The sequence below is a fragment of the Azospirillum isscasi genome, from assembly GCF_030849505.1.
GTDB lineage: Bacteria > Pseudomonadota > Alphaproteobacteria > Azospirillales > Azospirillaceae > Azospirillum > Azospirillum isscasi.
In genome coordinates, this window is the sequence record NZ_JAUJFI010000001.1 from 65,339 (window position 1) to 88,171 (window position 22,833).

Here is a 22,833-nt window from a genome sequence, read left to right on the forward strand (position 1 = left end):
ATGTCCGGGAAACGGGCCCCCACCCTGCGCAGCGGGGGAGGGAGGGAACCCACGAAGTGGGGAGGGTGGGGGCAATACGCCCTCATGGCCTGCACGCTCCTCACCACCCCCGTCCACGCCGCGGACCTCCGCGTCACCGTCCCGGCGGGCGCCGCGCTGGAAACCGTCTACGACCACCGCACGCAAGCCTGCGAGGACTGGGACGTGCCCGACGCCCCGGCACGCGCCTGGAAGGCCGCGGACGGCAGCGTCCGGCTGCTCGCCGCGCACACCCGCGCCCGCACGCTGAGCGGCCCGTCGCTGAACGACCTGCACCACGCCTGCCGCATCGTCTTCCAGTCGGCCAAGCGCGACGACCCGGCGCGGTTCGACGACATGGGCTGGCTGACCTCGCCCTACACGCTGGACGGGACGACCGTCTACGGCCTGGTCCACAACGAATATCACGGCCACAAGCGCCGCGACCTCTGCCCCACCGGCGACTACATGGCCTGCTGGTGGAACGCGCTGACCCTCACCGTCTCGCACGACGGCGGGCAGAGCTTCGGGCCGGCGCGCTACGTCGCCGGGGTGCCCTACCGCTTCCGCGGCGATCTCGGCCGCCGCGCCGGGCTGTTCGCACCGAGCAACATCGTCGAGCGCGGCGGCTGGTACTACGCCATGGCCTTCGCCGAGGGCATCGGCGCGCAGAAGCGCGGCGTCTGCCTGATGCGCACCCGCGATCTCGCCGACCCCGCCTCCTGGCGGGCGTGGGACGGGCGGGACTTCACCGTCCGCTTCCGCGATCCCTACGCGCAGGGCGAGGCCGACCCCGAGGCGTCGGTCTGCACACCGCTGCCGCCCGACCGGCTGCCCTTCACCGTCACCAGCCTCGTCCGCCACGCGCCGAGCGGCCTCTACGCCGCGGTGATGGCCGGGCGGCGGGCCGAGCGCAAAGGGGCCGAGCCGGTGTCCGGCGTGTGGGTGTCCACCTCCGCCGACCTGATCGGCTGGTCCGCCCCCCGCCTCGCCTGGGCGGCCCCGCTGCTCACCGACAAGAATTGCGGCGTGGCCGAGACCTTCTATTACCCCGCCATTCTCGATCCGGACGCCAGAAGCCGGAATTTCGAGGACACGGATGGAAACGCCCAGCTCTACCTGACCCGGCTTGCCCAGAAAGACTGCAAGCCGACCCGGGAACGCGATCTGGTCCGAATAATGATCCGGGTTGAGCCGTCCGAAGGCGACTAAAATTAACCAATATAAAACCCGGCTTCCGCAACCTTCCACCACCCCGACCCCAGGAGAATTAAATTGGCTAACATCCTAGTCATGATTCCCTCCGGCGAAGTCTACGATCATGACTGCGTGCGGTGGTACAGCTACCAGAACATTCAACGCAGCATTAACCATTACCACAACATCGGCGACGCCTTCGTCTACGATTCCTCGCTGAAGCTGCTGACCTTCGACCGCCTGGATGTCGTGGAGATCCGCGAATTCAAGCAGGAGGTGGTGGACAAGGCCAACGCCGAATACGATTACGTGTTCCTGCGCGGGTCGAACTACATCCACGACCACATGACCTGGCCGGAAGGCACCGAGCAGGTGCTGTCCAAGCTGCGCATCCCGGTCATCGCCTTCGGCGTCGGCGCCCAGGCCCCGGCCACCGGCAAGCTGACGCTGTCGGACGAGAGCAAGCGCATCTGGCAGATGTTTGCCGACAAATCGACGACGCTGGGCGTGCGCGGCACCTACACCGCCGAAGTGCTGTGGGACCTCGGCATCAAGAACGTGCGCATCGTCGGCTGCCCGACCGCCTTCCGCAACCGCGATCCGGAGCTGCGCATCGACCTGCCGTCGCTGGACAGCGTGCGCAACGTCGGCATCACCATGCGCCGCGAGGTGTCCAGCCACTATTCGCCGGACGTGAAGACCTATCTCGCCCGCCATCGCGACTTCGTGAAGGACATGAGCCGCCGCTTCGACACCGTCCTGATGATGCAGGGCGAGGTCGAGGAGAAGAAGCTGCTCTGGGGCACCGACGAGCAGAAGGCCGAGGCCTGGGAGGAGCTGCACAAGAACCCCTGGCTGAAGACCGGCTACTTCGACGAGGAGCTGGACGAGCTGTACCGCACCCGCCTGTGGTATTCGGACGTCGTTGCCGACTACGAGAACCTCGTGCGGTCGAAGGATCTCGTGCTGGGCTACCGCCTGCACGGCAACCTGATGGCCCTGTCGAACGGCACGCCGTCCGTCTATTTCAGCTACGACAGCCGCACGGCGGAGTTCGCGGAAACCTTCGCGATCCCCTGCTACGACGTCTATTCGGAGAAGCCCTTCGTCCTGGAGGAATACTGGGACCAGAGCCTGTTCGAGAAGTTCAACCGCACCTTCTACCAGCGCTACCGCGACATGCGGGAGTTCCTGGACGAGAACTACATCCCGCACCGCATGCCCAGCCCGACCGCGCGCAAGTCTCCGCAGCGCAAGGCGGCCTGACGCTGCGGCGTCTTAACCCTCTCCCCCCTGGGGAGAGGGGACTTCAACCATTCCGTGAGTACCCGCCATGCCCGACACCGTTGCAGCAACCCCGGTCGCTGCGGAACCCGCGGCGTCCGTCATCGAAGGCCGCGTGGACGCCGTCCAGGCCGGACGGATCTACGGCTGGGCCTGGGACCGCTCCTACCCCACCGACCGCCTGCCGGTCGAATTCCGCGCCGAGACGCCGGACGGGCGCAGTGTGGTTCTGGGGCGCACGCTGGCCGACCGTCCGCGTGAGGATCTGGTGGGCGGCAACTTCGGCGACGGGCACCACGCCTTCGAGGCCGAGCTTGAGCTTCCGGCGGGGCTCGATCCGGCGCGCGTCGTCGCGGTGGTCGCCGCCCCGAGCACCGGCACCATCGCGACCTTCGCCCAGCCGAGTGCGGAGGAAAAGCTGCTGGAGCGCACGCTCGCGCCGCATCTGGTGCGCATCGGCGCCGGGCTGGATGCCGCCCGCCGCGACCACCAGCAGATCGCCGCCGCCCAGCAGGGCATCGCCCGAATCCTGCGCGAGATGCAGGACCGCGCCGCCGCCGGTCAGGCCGCCGCCGGCACGGCCACGGCGCAGCAGGCCGCCCTGTCGGACACGCTGCACGGCCTTCAGGAGCGGGTGGCCGGGCTGGAGGTCTTCCTGGTCCGCATGGACACGACCCTGCGCGGTTTCGACGACGCGCTGAAGGTGAAGACCGCCAAATCGCACGCCCCCACCATCATCGCCGCCTTGGCCTCGGGCGTGGGCGCCTTTGCCGCGACGGTGATCGGGCTGGCGATTTTCGGGTAGCCCTCTCGTCCCGCCCGGCCGGTGCGCTACGGTAACAGGCCGCCGTACGCCTGAACATTCCGGGGGTACGAAACCGTTCCGTACCTCTGCGCCGCCCGCCATTCGCCGACACTCGTGAGCAAGCGCCCCCGAAGGCGCAAAGACACACGAGAGGACCGGCGATGACGACCCTGCGGCACCATTCCCAGGCGCCCCAGCCGCTGCCAAACCCGGCGGCGGCGTGGCTGGCCGCCTGGAATCCGTCCGCCTGGACGGCAAATCTGCCCACACTGTTTCCCTTGGCCCTGTTTCCCGCGGCTCTGTTTCCCACCCTGCCCCCCGCCGCCGGCCCGGCGAAAGGCCCGGCAAAGGAAACATTCCCGAACCCGGTGCTGGACGCCTTCGAGTACGGCATCGACGCGATGCAGCGCTGGGTGCTGTATCTGGACGTGATGCGGCGGCGGGGCGACCAGTTCCTCGAACACGCCCAGCACGGCAAGCCTCCCGTCCTGGATTTCGCGCACGAGGTGGTGATGGACGGGCGCCGGCTGCCGCGCCCCAGCAATTACCTGCTGCTGCGCATCCGTCCCGACCCGGAGGCCGGGACCGACCCGGCGAAGCGCCCCTTCGTCATCGTCGATCCGCGCGCCGGCCACGGGCCGGGCATCGGCGGCTTCAAGCCGGACAGCCAGATCGGCGCGGCGCTGCGGGCGGGCCATCCCTGCTATTTCATCGGCTTCACCCCCGACCCGGTGCCCGGCCAGACCCTGGCCGACGTGGGCGCCGCGGAGGCCGCCTTCATCGAGCATGTCGGCAAGCTGCACGCCCAGGCGGACGGCAAGCCCTGCGTCATCGGCAACTGCCAGGCCGGCTGGGCGATCATGGCGCTGAGCGCCGTCCGCCCCGACCTGATGGGGCCGCTGATCATCGCCGGTTCGCCGCTGTCCTACTGGGCCGGGGTGAAGGGGCGCAACCCGATGCGCTATCTGGGCGGGCTGTACGGCGGCGCGTGGCTGTCCGCGCTCGCCGCCGACCTCGGCAACGGGCATTTCGACGGCGCCCATCTGGTCGGCAACTTCGAGAAGCTCGACCCGGCCAACACCTACTGGAAGAAGGCGTACAATCTGTACGCCTCCATCGACACGGAAGCGCCGCGCTATCTCGACTTCGAAAAATGGTGGAGCGGTTTCTTCCTGCTGAACGGGGAGGAGATCGAGACCATCACCGAGGAGCTGTTCGTCGGCAACAAGCTGACCAGCGGCGGCCTCGTGGGCAAGGACGGTCGGCGGCTCGACCTGCGGAACATCCGCTCGCCCATCCTGGTCTTCGCCTCCTGGGGCGACAACATCACGCCGCCGCAGCAGGCGCTGGGCTGGATTCTCGACCTGTACGGCAGCGTGGACGACATCCGCTCCCGCGAGCAGACCATCGTCTACAACCTGCACCAGAACATCGGCCACCTCGGCATCTTCGTGTCGGGGCGCGTGGCGCGGCGGGAGACCGCGGAGTTCGTCGAGAACATCGACCTGATCGACCTGCTTCCCCCCGGCCTCTATGAAATGGTGATCGAGCCGAAGGACCCCGACGCCCCCGGCGCCGATCTGGTGGCCGGCGATTATGTGACCCGGTTCGAGCCGCGGACGCTGGACGACATCCGCGCCTTCGGCGTCAACACGCCGGAGGACGACCGCCGCTTCGCCACCGTCGCCCGCATCTCCGACATCAACACCGGCCTCTACACCGCCTTCGCCCGGCCCGTCGTCCGCGCCGCCGTCACCGAAGGGACCGCGGAATGGCTGCGCCAGACCAACCCGGCGCGGGTGCAGTACACCCTCTTCTCGCACCTCAACCCCTTCATGGCGCCGGTGGAGGCGCTGGCCGAACAGGTGCGGGAGAACCGCCACCCCGTCCGGCCCGGCAACCCGTACCTGAAGGCGCAGGCGATGCTGTCCGACGCCATGGTCCAGGCGCTCGACCATTGGCGGGACGCGCGGGACGGGGCGGTGGAGCGGCTGTTCATGACGCTCTACAACGCGCCGCTGCTCCAGGCGCTGGTCGGGCTGGCCGCCCCCGGCGCCGAGGCCCGCCCGCCGCGCGTCCGCGACGAGGCGTTCGAGGCGCTGGTCGCCAGGAAGACGGACGAGATCCTGGCCCGCATCGACCAGGGCGGCCTGCGCGAGGCGCTGTTCCGCGTCCTGATCTACGCCGGGCGGGGCGAAGGCGCCTTCGACGAGCGCGCCTTCCAGACGCTGCGCCGGGTGCGCGACGAGCATGCCTCCCTGGAGCGCCTGCCCCTGCAACGGGTGCGCGCGATCTTCCGCGAGCAGGTCTTCCTGATGCTGCTGGACGAGGTGGCGGCCATGGCGGCGCTGCCCACGCTCGTCCCGGACGCGCAGGACCGCAAGGAGATCGTCGCCGCGGCGGAACGGGTTCTGTCCGCCGCCGGCCCGCTCGACGCCGCCCAGCGGCGCCGGCTGCGCCATGCCGAGGCGATCATGGCCGGAAAGGCCGAACCCGGCGAGGAACCGGCGCTGAGCGCCGCTCCGCTGGGCGACGGCTCCTCCATCGCGCAGGCCGGCGCCGAGATCGGCCGGGTGGCGGCACCGCGGCGGCCCGCCGCCTCTGAAAGTCCGAAGGCCGAAAAAGCGAAGTGACCGGCACCCTCCATCCGGGAGACACGTGACATGGCGACCAACACCCCCACCGGCGCCCCCGCCGGCCCCTCCACCCAGCCGCTCGGCGGCGACCTGATCACGCCGAACGACCTCCGCAAGATCGCCGAGGACCGCGAGATGGCGCTCCTCAAGGAGGCGCAGGAACTCGAAAAGAAGAAGCATGAGGAGCAGAGCGCGATCCACGAAGCCTTCATGCAGCAGCATGTCCGCCCCGACGCCAAGGAACGCTTCACCCGCGCCGTGCGCGCCGCGGCGGAGCGCGGGGTCAAGGAGCTCCAGATCGTCCGCTTCCCCAGCAGCTATTGCAACGACGGCGGACGGGCGATCAACAATTTCGAGCCGGACTGGCCGGACAGCCTCACCGGCTTCGCGCGGGAGGTCTACGACAATTACGACAAGTATCTGAGACCCGCGGGCTACAAGCTGCGCGCCCAGGTTCTGGACTATCCCGGCGGCATGCCGGGCGACATCGGCCTCTTCCTGCACTGGTGACGGACCGATGAACGAGGCACCCACCCCGGGAGGCGGCCCGCCCGCCCGCCGGCACGAGAAGTACGAACGGCTCGTCGCGGCCTGCCGGTCGATCGCGCCGGTGCCGACGGCGGTCGTCCATCCCTGCGACGCCACCTCGCTCGGCGGGGCGGTGGACGCGGCGAAGGAGGGCTTCATCACCCCGATCCTGGTCGGCCCCGCGGCGCGCATCCGCGCCGTGGCGCAGGCCGAGGGGATCGACATCGCCCCATACGAGATCGTGGACGCGCCGCACAGCCACGCCGCCGCCGCCCAGGCGGTCGGTCTGGTGCGGGAGGGGCGCGCCGGGCTGCTGATGAAGGGCAGCCTGCACACCGACGAACTGCTGCACGCCGTGGCGCGGCGGGAAAGCGGGCTGCGGACGGAGCGGCGCATCAGCCACGTCTTCATCATGGACGTGCCGACCTACCCGAAGCCCCTCTTCATCACCGACGCCGCGGTGAACATCGCGCCGACGCTGGAGGACAAGCGGGACATCATCCAGAACGCCATCGACCTCGCCCGCGCGCTGGGGATCGCGCTGCCCAAGGTGGCGATCCTGTCGGCGGTGGAGACGATCACCCCCAGGATCCCCTCGACGGTGGAGGCCGGGGCGCTCTGCAAGATGGCCGACCGCGGGCAGATCACCGGCGGGCTGCTGGACGGCCCGCTGGCGCTCGACAACGCGATCAGCCCGGAGGCGGTGAAGATCAAGGGCATCCAGTCCCCCGTGGCCGGGCAGGCGGACATCCTCGTCGTGCCGGATCTGGAGGCGGGAAACATGCTCGCCAAGAACCTGACCTTCCTCGCCAACGCCGACGCGGCGGGCGTCGTGCTGGGCGCGCGGGTGCCCATCGTGCTGACCAGCCGGGCCGACAGCGTGATGACCCGCATGGCTTCCAGCGCGGTGGCGGCGCTCTACGCCCACCGCACACGCATCGCCGAACCGGTGAAGGGGTGACCGCCATGCCCACGCCGACGACACGAGTTTCCGGGGTCCTTCTCGCCGCCCTGGCTCTGGCGGGATGCGAGCAGCCGGTGCCGCCGCCGGCGTCGGCCACCCCGGTCCGCGCCATAGCCGTGCAGGTCAGCACGCTGGACCACACCGCCGCCCTGACCGGCGCCGTCCAGGCGCGGCACGAGAGCAACCTGGGTTTCCGCGTCGGCGGCAAGGTGACCGAACGGCTGGTCGAGGTCGGGCAGGCGGTGTCCGCCGGGGACCTTCTGGCCCGGCTGGACAGCCAGGACCAGCAGAACGCCGTCCAGTCGGCGCAATCCGACGTGGCGGCAGCGCAAGCCTTCGTCGAACAGAGCCGCACGCAGGAGGAGCGCCAGCGCACCCTCCTCGCCCAGGGCTTCACCACCCGCGTGCAGTACGACAACGCCCAGAAACGCTACGCCCAGGCCCAGGCGGAGCTGAACTCCGCCCAGGCGAACCTCGCCTCCGCCAAGGACACGCTGTCCTACACGGAGTTGCGGGCCGACCGCGACGGCGTCATCACCGCCAAGGCGGCGGAGCCCGGCCAGGTCGTCGCCGCCGGCCAGATGGTCCTGCGGCTGGCCGATCCGGGCGAGCGGGAGGCCGTCTTCCAGGTTCCCGGAACCGCCATCCAGTTGGAAGGCCGGTCGGAATTGCCCAAGGTGGACGTGCGGCTGGTCAGCGACCCGTCGATCCAGACCGAGGGCACGATCCGGGAGGTTTCTCCCGGCGTCGATCCGGTCACCCGGACCTACACCGTCAAGGTTTCCCTGCCCGACGCCCCCAAGGCGTTCCTGCTGGGGGCGGCGGTGAGCGGACGGGCCAAGCTGCCGGCGCGCCCGGTGATCGACCTGCCCTCCTCCGCCCTGTTCCAGACCGACAAGGGCCAGCCGGCGGTCTGGGTGGTCGCCCGCCCGGCGGACACGGTCAGCCTGCGCCCGGTCTCCGTCCTGCAATACGACACCGGCACCGTCACGCTGGAAAGCGGCCTGAAGGACGGGGAGATGGTGGTGATCGGCGGCATCCAGAAACTGCGGCCCGGCCAGACCGTGGCCGTGAAAGGGGGCGGCGCATGACGCATGGGTCCTTAAGACCGGTCCATGGTGCCCTTCTTCTTGCCCTCCTCGCCACGACGCTTGCCGGCTGCAAGGAGACCGGGCATCAGGCCACCTCCGAAACCGCCCCCCCGGCGGTCCGCCCGGTGCGGGCGATGACCGTCGAGCCGATGAGCTTCCGGATGGGCAACAGCGTCACCGGCACCATCGAGGCACGGGCCGACGCCGATCTGGGCTTCCGCATCGCCGGCAAGCTGATCGAACGCAAGGTCGATGTGGGCGACCGCGTGAAGGCCGGCGACCGGCTGGCCCGGCTGGACGACCAGGACCAGCGCAACGCGCTGCGCTCCGCCGAAGCCACGCTGGCCTCCGCCCGCGCCGATCTGGTGCAGGCCCGCAACGAGGAGGCCCGCAAGAAGGAGCTTCTCGCCAACGGCAACACCTCCCAGGCGCTGTACGACGCGGCGCTGCTGGAGCTGCGCACCGCCGACGCCAAGCGCGTGGCGGCGGAGGCGGCGCTCCAGTCGGCGCGCGACCGCGTGGGCTACACGGAACTGCTCGCCGACCGCGACGGGGTGGTCACCGCCACCGGCGCGGAGCCGGGGCAGGTGGTGGAGGCCGGCAGCATGGTCGTGCGCGTCGCCCAGCCGCAGGAGCGCGAGGCCGTTTTCAACATTCCCGAAACCGGCATCCGCGCCGCGCCGCGCGACCCGGTGATCGAGGTCGCGCTGGCCGGCGCGCCCGACGTCGTGGCGACCGGCCATGTGCGGGAGGTGTCGCCCCAGGCCGATCCGGTCACCCGCACCCACACGGTGCGCATCGCCCTGAACGACCCGCCCGACGCGCTGCGGCTCGGCGCCACCGTGACCGGGCGCCTGAAGCAGCCGCCCGCCCCGGTGGTCGAGGTGCCGGAAACGGCGCTGCTGACCATGACGGGACAGGACGGGGTGAAACGGACGGCGGTCTGGACCGTCGATCCCAAGGACCGCACCGTCCGGCGCCGGCCCGTGACGGTCCGCGGCACCGTTCCGGATGGTCCCGTCCCGGATGGCTCCGTCATCGTGACCGAAGGACTGTCCCAGGGCGACATCGTGGTGACGGCGGGCGTGCACAGCCTGTCGGACGGCCAGCGCGTCCGGCTTCCCCAGACCATCGAAACGGCGGCGGCACAATGACCGGCTTCAATCTCTCCGAATGGGCGCTGCGGCACCGGTCCTTCGTCTGGTACCTGATGATCTCGCTGACGCTGGCGGGCGCCCTGTCCTACGTCCGCCTGGGGCGGGAGGAGGACCCCGCCTTCACCATCAAGACCATGGTGGTCCAGACCAACTGGCCCGGCGCGACCATCGACGACACCATGAATCTGGTGACCGACCCCATCGAGAAGAAGCTGGAGGAGCTTCCCTACCTCGACTACGTGAAGAGCTACACCAAGCCCGGAATCTCGGTCGTCTACGTCAACCTGAAGGACTACACGCCCGCCAAGGACGTGCCCGACCTGTGGTACCAGACCCGCAAAAAGATCGCCGACATGAAGCAGACCCTGCCGGCGGGCACACAGGGTCCCTTCTTCAACGACGAGTTCGGCGACACCTTCGGCACCATCTTCGCCTTCACGGCGGACGGCTTCAGCTACCGCGAACTGAAGGACTATGCGGAAACCGCGCGGGCGGAGCTGATGCGCGTTCCCAACGTCGGCAAGGTGCAGTTCGTCGGCGTCCAGAACGAGAAGATCTATCTGGATTTCTCCACGCGCCAGCTCGCCGCCATGGGGATCGACCGCGATCAGGTCATCGCCGACCTCCAGGCGCAGAACGCGGTGGCCCCCGCGGGCGTGGTCCAGGCCGGCGACGAGAAGGTGACGGTGCGCGTCAGCGGCGCCTTCGCGTCGGAGGACAGCCTGCGCGCCATCAGCCTGCGCGCCAACGACCGTTTCTACCGGCTGGCCGACGTGGCGCAGGTGCGGCGCGGCTACGCCGACCCGCCGACGCCGATGTTCCGCTACAACGGCGAACCGGCCATCGGCATCACCATCTCCATGGCCGCCGGCGGCAACATCCTGGCCTTCGGCGAGGGCATCCGCGAGAAGATGCGGCAGGTCGAGGCCAACCTTCCCATCGGGATCAACACCCACCTCGTCGCCAACCAGTCCGTGGTGGTCGAGGATTCCATCGCCGGCTTCACCAAGGCGCTGAAGGAGGCGGTCGTCATCGTCCTGGCCGTCAGCTTCGTCAGCCTGGGGCTGCGCGCGGGCATGGTGGTGGCGACCTCCATCCCGCTGGTGCTGGCGATGACCTTCATGGGGATGGAGTTCTTCGGCATCGAGCTTCAGCGCATCTCGCTGGGCGCCCTCATCATCGCGCTGGGCCTGCTGGTGGACGACGCGATGATCACCGTGGAGATGATGATCACCAAGCTGGAGGAGGGCTTCACGCTGGATAAGGCGGCGACCTTCGCCTACACCTCCACCGCCTTTCCCATGCTGACCGGCACGCTGGTGACGGTGGCGGGCTTCATCCCCATCGGCTTCGCCCAGGGCGGCGCGGCGGAATACTGCTTCTCGCTGTTCGCCGTGGTGGCGATGGCGCTGCTGTTCTCCTGGATCGTGGCGGTGCTGTTCGCCCCGCTGATCGGCGTCAACGTGCTGCGCCAGAACAAGGCCAAACAAGAAGGGCATGGCGGGCACGGGCACGAACCGGGGCGGCTGATGCGGATGTTCCGCGGCACGCTGCGCTGGGCCATGCGGGCGCGCTGGCTGGTGATCGCGGCGACGGTGGCGCTGTTCGCCCTGTCGGTCTTCGGCATGAAGTTTGTGCAGCAGCAGTTCTTCCCCGCCTCCGACCGTCCGGAGCTTCTCGTCAACCTCACGCTGCCGCAGACCGCCTCCATCCGCGCGACGGAGGGGGTGGTGGACCGGCTGGAAAAGGTGCTGGCCGCCGACCCGGAGGTCGAGCGCTGGAGCTTCTACGTCGGCCAGGGGGCGATCCGCTTCTACCTGCCGCTCGACGTGCAGCTCGCCAACGACTACTTCGCGCAGGCGGTGGTGGTGACCAAGGGCTACGACGTGCGCGAGGCCGTGCGGGCGCGGCTGGAGAAGGTGCTGAACGAGAATTTCTCGGACCTGAACAGCCGCGTCAGCCCGCTGGAGATGGGGCCGCCGGTCGGCTGGCCGATCCAGTACCGGGTGTCCGGCCCCGACGTGGGCGAGGTGCGCGCCATCGCCGCCCGCATGGCCGAGACCATCGGCACCAACCCCTACACGCTGCTGACCAACTACGACTGGAACGAGCCGTCGAAGGTGGTGCGGGTGAATGTCGATCAGGACAAGGCCCGCCTGCTCGGCGTCAGCTCCAAATCGCTGGAGGAGGCGCTGAACGCCACCGTGTCGGGGGCGGCCATCACCCAGGTGCGCGACAGCATCTATCTGATCGACGTGGTGGCCCAGGCGACGAACGCGGAGCGCAGCTCCATCGAGACGCTGCGCAACCTCCAGGTCGCCATCCCGGACGGGCGCACCGTGCCGCTCCGGGAACTGGCGACCCTGCGCTACGATCTGGAACAGCCGCTGGTCTGGCGGCGCTCCCGCCTGCCGACGATCACCGTGCAGGCCGATCTGGTGCCGCCGCTCCAGGCCGCGACGGTGGTGCAGCAGCTTGCCCCCGCGGTGGACGAGTTGCGGCGCAGCCTGCCGCCGGGGTACCTGATCGAGGTCGGCGGCACCGTGGAGAACAGCGCCAAGGGCATGGCGTCGATCACCGCGGTCTTCCCGGTCATGGTCTTCGTCATGCTGACCGTGCTGATGATCCAGCTTCAAAGCTTCCAGAAGCTGCTTCTGGTCATGTCCGTCGCCCCGCTCGGCCTGATCGGGGTGGTGGCGGCGCTGGTGCCGACCGGCACGCCGCTGGGCTTCGTCGCCATCCTGGGCGTGGTCGCGCTGATCGGGATGATCGTGCGCAACTCGGTCATCCTGATCGCCCAGATCGACGAACATCTGGCGGCGGGCGAGCATCCCTGGGACGCCGTGATCAACGCCACCATGCACCGGGTGCGCCCGATCCTGCTGACGGCCGCCGCGGCCAGTCTGGGCATGATCCCGATCGCTCCCGAGGTGTTCTGGGGACCCATGGCCTACGCGATCATCGGTGGCCTGATCGTGGCGACGTTGCTGACGCTGCTGTTCCTGCCGGCGCTTTACGTCGCGTGGTTCCGCATCCGGGAACCGGTGGCCGCCGAGACCGGGGAAGCACCGCGGCGGCGCCCGGACGGGACCCGCCCCCCACGCGATCCGGCCCCCACGGAGGGAGCGGCCCACGGGGCATAAACGGCGAAACGGCCAAAAAAGCCCTCTCCCGCCCCGGGAGAGGGTGCCCGCGAAAGCGGGCGGGTGAGGGGCGCGCGGGGATCAAGGCGGTTGATTCCCGGCAGTACCCTCACCCTTCCCACGCTTCGCGCGGGCCCCTTCCCTCTCCCGGGACGGGAGAGGGAACGTCAACGTCGTTACGCGGTCGGGTTGGCCTTGTTGGCCGAGGAGATGGTGTTGTTGACGACGTTCTGGGTGACGCTGTCGGCGATGGAGATCGCCGAACGGCCGTTGTTGTTGTTGAAAACGTTGTCGTGCACGTCCAGCGTGATCGACCCGGCGCCCTTCAGGTGCTCCATGATGCCGCCGTTGTTGTTGAAGATCTCGTTGCCGTAGATCTTGTAGGTCACGCTGGTACCCTGGTTCTGGCCGACCGAGATGCCGACGTTGGCGTTGCCGTAGATCGTGTTGTCGTAGATCTCGGTGCTCGACTTGGCCAGGATGCCGGCGCCGCGCGGGTTGTCGTAGATCGTGTTGCCGTGGATCTTCAGGGTGCTGTTGGCCTGGCTGTGGTCGTGGTACAGCCCGTGCGACCGGCCGTCGCCGCCGCCGCTGCCGTTGTTGAAGATCGTGTTGCCGGCGATCTCGCCGCTCAGGATACGCCCGTTCCAACCCGAATAGACGGCGTCGGTCTTCCAGCCGTTGTCGCTGATGACGCTGTTGGTGATGTACTGGTCGGCGTTGTCGGCGGAGTAGTGGACGATGCCGTAGCCGCCGTTGCCGTCGATCGTGGAATGGTCGATCCGCAGCCCGTGCGAGGTGCCGCTGATCACGATGCCGGAACCCTGGCTGTCCAGGATCTGGGAGTTGGTGACCTTCACGTTGTCGGCCCCGCCGTTCAGCAGCAGGCCGGTGTCGCCGGACCCCTTCATGGTCAGGCTGTCGAAGGTGATGTTGTCCTTGTTGTTCAGGCTGACCGTGTAGCTGGAGCCGCTGGCGGCCTCGATCACCGGGTTGGCGCCGGTGCCGTAGGCGCCGTAGATGACCGGCTTGTCGGAGGTGCCGGAGGTGGAGGCCAGCAGGCTGTCGTGCCAGGTCTCGCCACGCTCGAACAGGATCTGCGAGCCGGCGGCGAAGGTCGTGGAGTTGACCTTGTCCAGCGACTTCCAAGCCTGGCTCGGGTCATGGCCGGAGTTGCCGTCGTTGCCGTTCGTCGCGTCCACATAGTAGATCTGCGAGGCCGGGGCGGACGGATAGTCCGAGGTGCCGGAGGCCGGCGCCGAGGGGGCCGCCGGAGCCGCGGCGGACGTGGCCGTGAAGAATTCCTTCGGGGCGCTGACCGCCAGCGTGCCGTTCCACCACAGGTTCGCCTGCCCCGGAACGACGTCCTTGCCGTCAAGCGCGCCCTTGTCGTAGGCGGCGGCGGCGTCGGTCGGGGCGACCTTGTGGCCGTTGATGGTGACGGCGTTGACGGTCAGGTTGCGGTCCTGCCCATCGACGGCGCCGTCGTTGTCATACTGGATCTGAATCTTGTGCGCCTGATCGGCGGTCACGCTGGCGTCGAAGGAGAAGTCCTTGGCATCGCCGCCCGCGGTGCCTTCGCCGACCACGGCGCCGTCCACCAGCACCTTGAAATGGGGCGACACGCCGCCCGCGGCGCTGCCGGCGGCGTTCACGACGATCTTGGCCGCGGTGGCCGCGGTGGCGGTGGCGTCGGCCAGCGCCAAAGGCTGCGCGGTGGTCTGGAGTGCCTGGAGCTGGAGAATTGAGGCAGGCGTCGCGGCGCTGTCGGCGGTCACCGGGGTGATGCTGTCGACAACAGCCTGAAACGGATCGGCACCAGAATCGCTGACAAAACCGGTCGTGTCGGCGTGGTTCTGATGATCAAGCTCAATAGCCATATGTTCCATGGTCTTTCACTCTTTCCTTTTTTACAGCGCCACGTTTGTGGCGGTGGGCGGGAATGTGCGCGGATCGCGCCGTCCCGCTTGCAGTGCGTTCAATCGTTTTCGACAGGACCGGAGCCTAGCCAGCCCCGTGTGGCCTTAAATGGTTCGATTTTAGGATAATTAGTTTTTGAAGTGCGCCAAATCCGTCACAGAAATTCCTATGACGAACGGGGCCGCCCACAACATTTCAGGGCTAACGCAAAAGAGGTAACCCGATCGGCAATTTCTTGAAATTGCTGCGAATCACAAGAATTTAGCCGCGAATTCCGATGGAATGACGCGCCGCAGCCAATGAACAGGCCCGGTCGTCTTGTGACATTCCTGTTGAAGAAAGCTGGGATGCCACATACCATACGCCACACGGACAGTTTGCTGAACAAACAATCCGTCTCGCCAGAAAATCCAAAAATGATGAGCCGCGCCGACGGAAGCCCGGCCACCCAAAAGGGAAGGAATGAGGCATGAAGGACGTACAGCGCCCGCGCTGCGCGCGGAAGACCCCTTTTGACTCCTTCACTTTTAAAAAGACCCACGGAAGAAGGCCCCACAGAGGAAGCATCGCCGGCGGAACGGCGTTGGCCGGCGCGCTCGGCCTCCTGCTGCTCCCCAACGCGGCGAACGCCTGGGAACCGACCAAGTCGGTCGAATTCGTCGTCCCGGCGGGAACCGGCGGCGGCGCCGACCAGATGGCGCGGATGATCCAGGGCATCATTCAGAAGAACAATCTGATGGCCCAGCCCATCGTCGTCATCAACAAGTCGGGCGGCGCGGGGGCGGAAGGCTTTCTCGACGTCAAGTCGTCGAACCGCAACCCGCACAAGATCATCATCACCCTGTCCAACCTGTTCACCACGCCTCTGGCGACCGGCGTTCCCTTCTCCTGGAAGGACATGACTCCGGTGGCGATGCTGGCGCTGGACAACTTCGTCCTGTGGGTCAACACCGAAGCCCCGCAGAAGTCCGCCAAGGAGTTCGTCGAAGCCGCCAAGGAAGGCGGCGCCAACCGCTTCAAGATGGGCGGCACCGGTTCCAAGCAGGAGGACCAGATCATCACCGCCGCCATCGAGCAGTCGGCGGGCGTCACCTTCACCTATGTCCCCTACAAGGGCGGCGGCGACGTGGCGGCCCAGCTCGTCGGCAACCACATCAATTCCAGCGTCAACAACCCCATCGAGGCGGTGTCGCAATGGCGGGCCGGCGCGCTTCGCCCGCTCTGCGTCTTCGACAAGGAGCGCATCCCCCTGAAGGAGCCGGTGGCCGACGGCAAATCGTGGAACAGCATCCCGACCTGCAAGGAATCCGGGCTGGACGTGGAATACACCATGCTGCGCGGCATCTTCATGGGGCCGGGCGTCACGCCGGACCAGATCGCCTATTACGTGGACCTCTTCAAGAAGGTCCGCGAGACGGACGAGTGGAAGGACTTCATGGCGAAGGGAGCCTTCAACGTCAGCTTCAAGACCGGCGACGAGTTCAAGACCTGGCTCGCCGCAGCGGAAACCCAGCACAAGACCCTGATGGACAAGGCGGGCTTCACCAAACAATAGCCCCTCTCGTCTGAAGCGCGGCCCCCGGGGCATCGCGCCCCGGGCGCCCTCCCCCACCCTCGGGTTCTTCTGTGGGCGGTTTTCCTGTGGGAGTGAGCCATGGAGCATGGAACGCAGAACAACGATCCGGTCGTGTCGAACCGGACCATGGAAATCGTCGTCGCCGGATTGTTCGCCCTGGTGGCGCTGGTCGTGATGGCGGACAGCATCCGCGTCGGCAACGGCTGGGGGGCCGACGGGCCGAAGGCCGGCTATTTCCCCTTCTATGTCGGCCTGATCATGCTGGTCAGCAGTCTGGCCACGCTGGCCGTCAACATCCTGCGCCACAGCGGCGAACGCACTGCCTTCGTCGAGAAGCAGCAGCTCGGGCTGGTTCTCCAGGTGCTGGTCCCCAGCGTGGTCTTCGTGATCCTGACCGGCTTTCTGGGCATCTACCTGTCGGCGGTGCTGTTCATCGCCTTCTTCATGCACTGGGTCGGCAAATACCCCGTCCGGACGATCCTGCCGGTCGCCATCCTGGTGCCCGCGGTCCTCTTCGTGATGTTTGAAATCTGGTTCCTGGTTCCGCTTCCCAAGGGACCGGTGGAAGCGATGTTCGGGTTCTGAGGATTTTCAAAGTCTGAAGCCGGGGCGGCCACGGGAACGGCCGCACACACCGAAGCAGCGGCAGGCATCCGCGACGAACCAGCCCATGCGGCGGGGACGAACCCCGCCTTGCAAACCCAAAACGGGCGCGGATGCCGGAAAGGGAGGGAAACTTGGAAGCGCTCGGGTCACTCATACACGGATTCGGCGTGCTCGCCGATCCCATGAACATCGCCTACATGTTCATCGGCATCACGCTGGGCGTCCTGATCGGCGTGCTGCCGGGGCTGGGCGGGGCGAACGGGGTGGCGATCCTGCTGCCCCTGACCTTCAGCATGTCGCCGACATCCGCCATCATCATGCTCTCCTGCATCTATTGGGGGGCGCTGTTCGGCGGGGCCATCACCTCGGTCCTGTTCAACATACCCGGCGAGCCATGGTCGGTAGCGACCACCTTCGACGGGCATCCCATGGCACAGAAGGGCCACGCGGGCGAGGCGCTGACGGCGGCCTTCACCTCGTCCTTCTTCGGGGCGTTCGTGGCGGTCCTGCTCATCACCTTCCTGGCCCCGGTGATCGCCGGCTTCGCGCTGCGCTTCGGCCCGGCGGAGTTCTTCGCGGTCCAGCTTCTGACCTTCTGCAGTTTCGTCGGCATGGGCAGCGAATCCCCCTTCAAGGTGCTGAGCGCCATGATGCTGGGCTTCGCGCTGGCGGCGGTCGGTCTGGACAGCGTGACCGGCGAGCTGCGCATGACCTTCGGCTCGGTCGAGCTGCTGCGCGGCTTCGACTTCCTGATCGCCGTCATCGGCCTGTTCGGCATCGGCGAGATCCTGCTGACCATGGAGGAGGGGCTCGCCTTCAAGGGCAAGAGCGCCAAGATCAACGCCAAGGTCGTATGGGAAACCTGGAAGAGCCTGCCCCGCTACTGGGTGACCGCCATCCGCGGTTCCATCGTCGGCTGCTGGATGGGCATCACGCCCGGCGGCGCCACCCCGGCCTCCTTCATGAGCTACGGCCTCGCCAAGCGCTTCTCCCGCAACCGCCAGAATTTCGGCAACGGCGAGGTGGAGGGCGTGGTCGCTCCGGAAACCGCAGCCCACGCCGCCGGCACCAGCGCGCTGCTGCCCATGCTGACTCTGGGCATCCCCGGCTCGCCCACCGCGGCGGTGCTGCTGGGCGGCCTGCTGATCTGGGGGCTCCAGCCCGGCCCGCTGCTGTTCGTGGAGCAGAAGGAGTTCGTCTGGGGCCTGATCGCCAGCATGTATCTGGGCAACATCGCCGGGCTGATCGTGGTGCTGACCACGGTTCCGGTCTTCGCCTCGATCCTGCGCATCCCCTTCAGCATCATCGCGCCGGTCATCGTGGTGATCTGCGCCGTCGGCGCCTACACGGTGCACAACGCCTTCCTCGACATCGTGATGATGCTGGTGTTCGGCGTCGTCGGCTACGTCTTCAAGAAGCTGTCCTACCCGCTGGCCCCGCTGGTTCTGGCGCTGGTGCTGGGCGACATGGCGGAAAGCTCCTTCCGGCAGGCCATGCTGGTGTCGCAGGGCGATCTGGCGATCTTCTGGTCCAACCCGCTGGTCGGCGGCATCGTCACGCTGGCGCTGGCCATGCTGTTCTGGCCGCTGATCTCCACCCTGCTGCGCAAGCGCCAATCCCGGCAGGACGGCGGCACCCACGCCATCCCCGTGAAGTAGCTCCACCCACTCCCTCCGCCGCGGTCCGGGACGGGACCGGACGGCGGAGGGGCCTTCTTCTCCTCACACCGGGGGGTTCGGGACGATGGACACGTCCGATTTCATGATCGCTCTGCTCCAGATCATCTGGATCGACATCCTGCTGAGCGGCGACAACGCGCTGGTCATCGCGCTCGCCTGCCGCTCGCTGCCGCCGAAGCAGCAGAAGATCGGCATCTTCCTCGGCACGGGTGCCGCCATCGGGCTGCGCGTGCTGTTCGCCGTCGTCATCGCCTCTCTGCTGGCCATCCCCTACCTGAAGATCGTCGGCGGGGTGCTGCTGTTCTGGATCGCCATCAAGCTGATGCTCCCCACCGAGGAGGAGGAGCAGGCGGCCCACGCCGGCACCGCCGCCGGGCTGTGGGGGGTGGTCCGCACCATCGTGATCGCCGACGCGGTGATGAGCCTGGACAACGTCATCGCCATCGCCGCCGCGTCGCACGGCAACACGGTCCTGCTGGTCCTGGGGCTGGCCATCAGCATCCCGCTGATCGTGTTCGGCAGCACCCTGATCCTGAAGGCCATCGAACGGCTTCCGGCCCTGGTCTATGCGGGCGCCGGGCTGCTCGGCTACATCGCGGCGGAGGTGATCCTCACCGACCCGAGCATCCATTCCCACGTCGTCGAGAGCCTGCCGGTGCTGACCGGAACGGCGCCCTTCGTCGCGGCGCTGGGGGTGATGACGGCCGGCTTCCTGATGGCCCGCAGCATCAACCGCCGCCGCGCCGTGGCGGAGACCGACCCGGCCTGACGGGGAATCAGCAGGAGGACGGGCGGCGGGGCTCGCGGCAGCGGCCGCCCCGGACCGCCCGGAACCGGCCCGGCAGGGCCATGGCGCGCACGTCGGTGGTGATTTCAGAGATCAGTCCCGGATCGTTCCGCAGGATCTCCGTCACCACGGCGGCCAGCCCGGCCAGGGCGAAGACGAAGGCAAGGCTTTCCAACATGCGGGGCTCCAGGCGCTGACCAAGCTTATGCTGCGATGCAGCACATTTGACCCAAAGCCCGCCGGAGGGCAAGGGATAAGAAACATAGAATTTCGTATACCAGATACGCAGCAGGAGCCGGACACAGGCTCCGCACCGCCAGTTCAGGGAGGAACGTCGAGATGCAAGCCAAGGATGTCATGACATCGCCGGTCATCACGGTGGCGCTGGACACCCCCGTGCCGGACATCGCAGAACTTCTTTTAACGCATCGGATCAGCGGCTTGCCGGTCGTGGACCAGGATGGCCGCGCGGTCGGGATCATCAGCGAGGGGGATCTTCTGCGCCGGGTGGAGACCGGCACCGACCGCCCGCGCGCCCGCTGGCTGGAGATGCTGGTGGGCCGCAACGTGCAGGCGGCGGACTTCCTGAAGACGCACGGGCGCTGCGCCCGCGACGTCATGTCGCGCCCGGTCCACGCCGTCACCCCCGTCACGCCGATCGCGGAGATCGCCGACCTGATGGAGGACAAACGCATCAAACGCACCCCCGTGCTGGTGGACGGGCGCCCGGTCGGCATCATCAGCCGGGCCAACCTGCTGCACGGGCTGCTCGGCAACCGGCGGAGCGCCACGACCTTCGGCACGCCCGGCGACGCGGCCATCCGCGCCGCCCTGCTGGAGGAGCTGGGCAACCAGCCCTGGGTGGATCTCAACCAGCTCAACATCGTCGTCAACGACGGGGTGGTGCAGCTCTGGGGCATGGTGGACAGCGAGGAGCAGCGCCGCGCCCTGTGCACCGCGGCGGGCGGCGTGCGCGGCGTGAAGCGCGTGGAGGAGCATCTGAACCGGAACCGCTTCGTCGGGTGATCCCCCGGCCATGCGCCCCATCGAAGGAGCAGCCCGATGCCGCCACCCGAACTGTCCGTCCAACCCCTGGACGCCGGAGCCACCTTCCGCAACCAGGTCTACCGAAGACTGAAGCAGGCCATCATCCAGATGGACATCTACGACCACCCCGGCGACGTCCGGCTGGACGAACGCCAGCTCAGCGGCCTGCTGGGCGTCAGCCGCACCCCGATCCGCGAGGCCCTGACCCTGCTGGAGCAGGAAGGGCTGGTGCGGCTGGAGCCGCGGCGGGGAATCTTCGTCGTCCGCAAGACCAAGGCCGAGATCATCGAGATGATCATCGCCTGGGCGGCGCTGGAAAGCATGGCGACCCGCCTCGCCGCCGAACGCGCCACCGCGGAGGACATCGGCACGCTGTGGGACATCTTCCGCAGCTTCGAGGAGCAGGCCCCCTCCGACAACATTCAGGAATATTCCGACGCCAACATCGAGTTCCACAAGGCGATCATCCGCCTCAGCCGGGCGCGGATCCTGGAGACCCTGACCGACAACCTGTTCATCCACATGCGGGCGATCCGCAAGCTGTCGATCCGGCAGGACAACCGGGCCGAACAGTCGATGCACGAGCACCGCGACATCATCCGGGCGCTGGAGCGGCGCGACGGCGAGCTGGCCGAGCGCCTGGCCCGCGAACACACGCTGGGGCTGGCCGCCCATGTGGAGCGGCACGGCGACTTCCTCGACTGGCTGCGGCTGGCCGATGTCCGGGGGGCCGACGTGAAGGCCGCGTTCAAGGACGGTCTGCCGCTGATGTAGGCTTGGTTGGGCACCCGAAGCCCTCGCGCCGGGCCCCCACCCTGCCCCTGCCCCGCGAAGTGGGGAGGGGCAGGGTGGGGGCCCAACGCGACGACCCGCCAAACCTCACTTCATCGACGGGAAGGAGAACTGCGCCCCTTCGCGCACGCCGCCCGCCGGCCAGCGCTGGGTGATGGTCTTGCGCCGGGTGTAGAAGCGCACGCCGTCCGGCCCGTAGGCCGCCAGATCGCCGAACAGCGACCGCTTCCAGCCCCCGAAGCTGTGGTAGGACACCGGCACCGGAAGCGGAACGTTCACCCCGACCATGCCGACCTTGATCGCGTCGGTGAAGTAGCGCGCGGCCTCGCCGTCGCGGGTGAACAGGCAGGTGCCGTTGCCGTACTCGTGGGCGTCGATCAGGTCCATGCCCTCCTGCATCGTCGCCACGCGCACGACGCAGAGGACCGGGCCGAAGATCTCCTCCCGGTAGACGGTCATGTCCGGGGTCACCCGGTCGAACAGGCAACCGCCCAGGAAGAAGCCGCCCTCGTGCCCCGGCACCACCAGCCCGCGGCCATCGACCACCAGTTCCGCCCCTTCGGCGACGCCCTGGTCCACATACCCCTTCACCTTCTCGAAATGGGCGCGGGTGACCAGCGGACCCATGTCACAGCCGGCACCGGTCCCCGCCCCCACCGTCAGGGCGCGGACCTGCTCCGCCAGCTTCGCCACCACGCGGTCGGCGGTCTCCCCGCCCACCGCGACGACCACGGAGATCGCCATGCAGCGCTCCCCGCAGGAGCCGTAGGCCGCGCCCATGATCGCGCTGACCGCGTTGTCCAGGTCGGCGTCGGGCATCACGATGGCGTGGTTCTTGGCCCCGCCCAGCGCCTGCACCCGCTTTCCATGCGCCGTGCCGGTGGCGTAGACATACTCCGCGACCGGGGTGGAGCCGACGAAGCTGACCGCCTGGACGCGCGGGTCGGTCAGCAGCGTGTCCACCGCCTCCTTGTCGCCGTGGACGACGTTCAGCACGCCCGGCGGCAGCCCCGCCTCCTGCGCGAGCTGCGCGACGAGCAGGGAGGCGCTCGGGTCGCGCTCCGACGGCTTCAGGATGAAGCTGTTGCCGCAGGCCACGGCGACCGGGAACATCCACAGCGGGACCATCGCCGGGAAGTTGAAGGGCGTGATCCCCGCCACGACGCCCAGCGGCTGGAACTCCGACCAGCTGTCGATGCCCGGCCCGACATTCTTGGAATGCTCGCCCTTCAGCAGGTCGGCGATGCCGCAGGCGTATTCGACGTTCTCGATGCCGCGGGTCAGCTCGCCGCGCGCATCCTCCAGCGTCTTGCCGTGCTCCCGCGTGATCGCCTCGCAGATGCGGTCGGCGTTGTCCTCCAGCAATTGCCGGAAGCGGAACATCACCCGCGCCCGCCGGGCCGGCGGCGTCGCCCGCCACGCCGGGAAGGCGGCTTCGGCGGCGGCGATGGCCTCCTCCACGGTGGCGCGGCCGGCCAGGGGCACGCGGCCCACGGTCTCGCCGGTGGCGGGGTTCACGATGTCGGCGCTGCGGGTCCCGGCGGGGGCGTCGGCCTTGCCGCCGATGAGGTGGGGAAGAAGGGTCATGGCGTTTCCCATTGTC

Annotated in this window: 18 protein-coding genes; 15 read left to right on the top strand and 3 right to left on the bottom strand. The window is 68.2% G+C overall.

Annotated elements, in window-relative coordinates:
* The first annotated feature begins 84 nt into the window (after window positions 1-84).
* The 9 genes from QSG27_RS00320 to QSG27_RS00360 all read left to right on the top strand — a co-directional run bounded on the left by QSG27_RS00320 (window position 85) and on the right by QSG27_RS00360 (window position 12,823).
* The gene (locus QSG27_RS00320) at window positions 85-1,230 is read left to right on the top strand and encodes a hypothetical protein (RefSeq protein WP_306703116.1); all 1,146 of its coding nucleotides are present in this window, start codon (window positions 85-87) and stop codon (window positions 1,228-1,230) included.
* Between the two features lie 63 nt (window positions 1,231-1,293).
* Entirely contained in the window at window positions 1,294-2,481 is a 1,188-nt protein-coding gene (locus tag QSG27_RS00325; RefSeq protein WP_306703117.1) for a polysaccharide pyruvyl transferase family protein, read from the top strand.
* A gap of 67 nt (window positions 2,482-2,548) precedes the next feature.
* Window positions 2,549-3,304, top strand: a complete 756-nt coding sequence (locus QSG27_RS00330; RefSeq protein ID WP_306703118.1) for a hypothetical protein — start codon at window positions 2,549-2,551, stop codon at window positions 3,302-3,304.
* A 161-nt stretch (window positions 3,305-3,465) separates the two neighbouring features.
* Window positions 3,466-5,937, top strand: coding sequence for a DUF3141 domain-containing protein (locus QSG27_RS00335; protein WP_306703119.1), 2,472 nt, complete (start codon window positions 3,466-3,468; stop codon window positions 5,935-5,937).
* 30 nt (window positions 5,938-5,967) lie between these two features.
* Window positions 5,968-6,450 carry a hypothetical protein gene (locus tag QSG27_RS00340; protein ID WP_306703120.1) on the top strand — a complete coding sequence of 161 codons (483 nt, stop codon included), beginning with the start codon at window positions 5,968-5,970 and terminating at the stop codon, window positions 6,448-6,450.
* Between the two features lie 7 nt (window positions 6,451-6,457).
* Window positions 6,458-7,429, top strand: coding sequence for a bifunctional enoyl-CoA hydratase/phosphate acetyltransferase (locus QSG27_RS00345; protein WP_407653162.1), 972 nt, complete (start codon window positions 6,458-6,460; stop codon window positions 7,427-7,429).
* 5 nt (window positions 7,430-7,434) lie between these two features.
* Window positions 7,435-8,523, top strand: a complete 1,089-nt coding sequence (locus tag QSG27_RS00350; RefSeq protein ID WP_306703121.1) for an efflux RND transporter periplasmic adaptor subunit — start codon at window positions 7,435-7,437, stop codon at window positions 8,521-8,523.
* The gene (locus QSG27_RS00355) at window positions 8,520-9,677 is read left to right on the top strand and encodes an efflux RND transporter periplasmic adaptor subunit (RefSeq protein WP_306703122.1); all 1,158 of its coding nucleotides are present in this window, start codon (window positions 8,520-8,522) and stop codon (window positions 9,675-9,677) included. The genes QSG27_RS00350 and QSG27_RS00355 overlap by 4 nt, the downstream gene beginning before the upstream one ends.
* The gene (locus QSG27_RS00360) at window positions 9,674-12,823 is read left to right on the top strand and encodes an efflux RND transporter permease subunit (protein ID WP_306703123.1); all 3,150 of its coding nucleotides are present in this window, start codon (window positions 9,674-9,676) and stop codon (window positions 12,821-12,823) included. The genes QSG27_RS00355 and QSG27_RS00360 overlap by 4 nt, the downstream gene beginning before the upstream one ends.
* A gap of 176 nt (window positions 12,824-12,999) precedes the next feature.
* On the opposite strand, the gene QSG27_RS00365 is transcribed toward QSG27_RS00360, so the two are convergent.
* Window positions 13,000-14,703 (bottom strand): right-handed parallel beta-helix repeat-containing protein, encoded by a 1,704-nt coding sequence (locus tag QSG27_RS00365; protein ID WP_407653163.1) that lies wholly within the window; start codon window positions 14,701-14,703, stop codon window positions 13,000-13,002.
* A gap of 623 nt (window positions 14,704-15,326) precedes the next feature.
* Here QSG27_RS00365 and QSG27_RS00370 point away from each other — a divergent pair.
* From QSG27_RS00370 to QSG27_RS00385, 4 genes are all read left to right on the top strand, one after another.
* The gene (locus tag QSG27_RS00370) at window positions 15,327-16,298 is read left to right on the top strand and encodes a Bug family tripartite tricarboxylate transporter substrate binding protein (protein WP_306703125.1); all 972 of its coding nucleotides are present in this window, start codon (window positions 15,327-15,329) and stop codon (window positions 16,296-16,298) included.
* Window positions 16,299-16,397: 99 nt separating this feature from the next.
* A complete protein-coding gene (locus QSG27_RS00375; protein ID WP_306703126.1) occupies window positions 16,398-16,904 on the top strand; it encodes a tripartite tricarboxylate transporter TctB family protein in 507 nt (168 codons plus the stop codon).
* Window positions 16,905-17,092: 188 nt separating this feature from the next.
* Window positions 17,093-18,583, top strand: a complete 1,491-nt coding sequence (locus tag QSG27_RS00380) for a tripartite tricarboxylate transporter permease (RefSeq protein ID WP_306703127.1) — start codon at window positions 17,093-17,095, stop codon at window positions 18,581-18,583.
* Between the two features lie 85 nt (window positions 18,584-18,668).
* A complete protein-coding gene (locus QSG27_RS00385; RefSeq protein WP_306703128.1) occupies window positions 18,669-19,373 on the top strand; it encodes a TerC family protein in 705 nt (234 codons plus the stop codon).
* Window positions 19,374-19,380: 7 nt separating this feature from the next.
* Here QSG27_RS00385 and QSG27_RS00390 read toward each other — a convergent pair whose 3' ends face one another.
* The gene (locus QSG27_RS00390; protein WP_306703130.1) at window positions 19,381-19,569 is read right to left on the bottom strand and encodes a hypothetical protein; all 189 of its coding nucleotides are present in this window, start codon (window positions 19,567-19,569) and stop codon (window positions 19,381-19,383) included.
* Window positions 19,570-19,730: 161 nt separating this feature from the next.
* Between QSG27_RS00390 and QSG27_RS00395 the strand changes: the two genes are divergently transcribed.
* Together QSG27_RS00395 and QSG27_RS00400 are read left to right on the top strand one after the other, a co-directional pair.
* A complete protein-coding gene (locus QSG27_RS00395; RefSeq protein ID WP_306703131.1) occupies window positions 19,731-20,417 on the top strand; it encodes a CBS domain-containing protein in 687 nt (228 codons plus the stop codon).
* Between the two features lie 36 nt (window positions 20,418-20,453).
* A complete protein-coding gene (locus tag QSG27_RS00400; protein WP_306703133.1) occupies window positions 20,454-21,212 on the top strand; it encodes a GntR family transcriptional regulator in 759 nt (252 codons plus the stop codon).
* 105 nt (window positions 21,213-21,317) lie between these two features.
* On the opposite strand, the gene QSG27_RS00405 is transcribed toward QSG27_RS00400, so the two are convergent.
* Window positions 21,318-22,817, bottom strand: a complete 1,500-nt coding sequence (locus QSG27_RS00405; RefSeq protein WP_306703135.1) for a CoA-acylating methylmalonate-semialdehyde dehydrogenase — start codon at window positions 22,815-22,817, stop codon at window positions 21,318-21,320.
* Window positions 22,818-22,833: the final 16 nt, after the last annotated feature.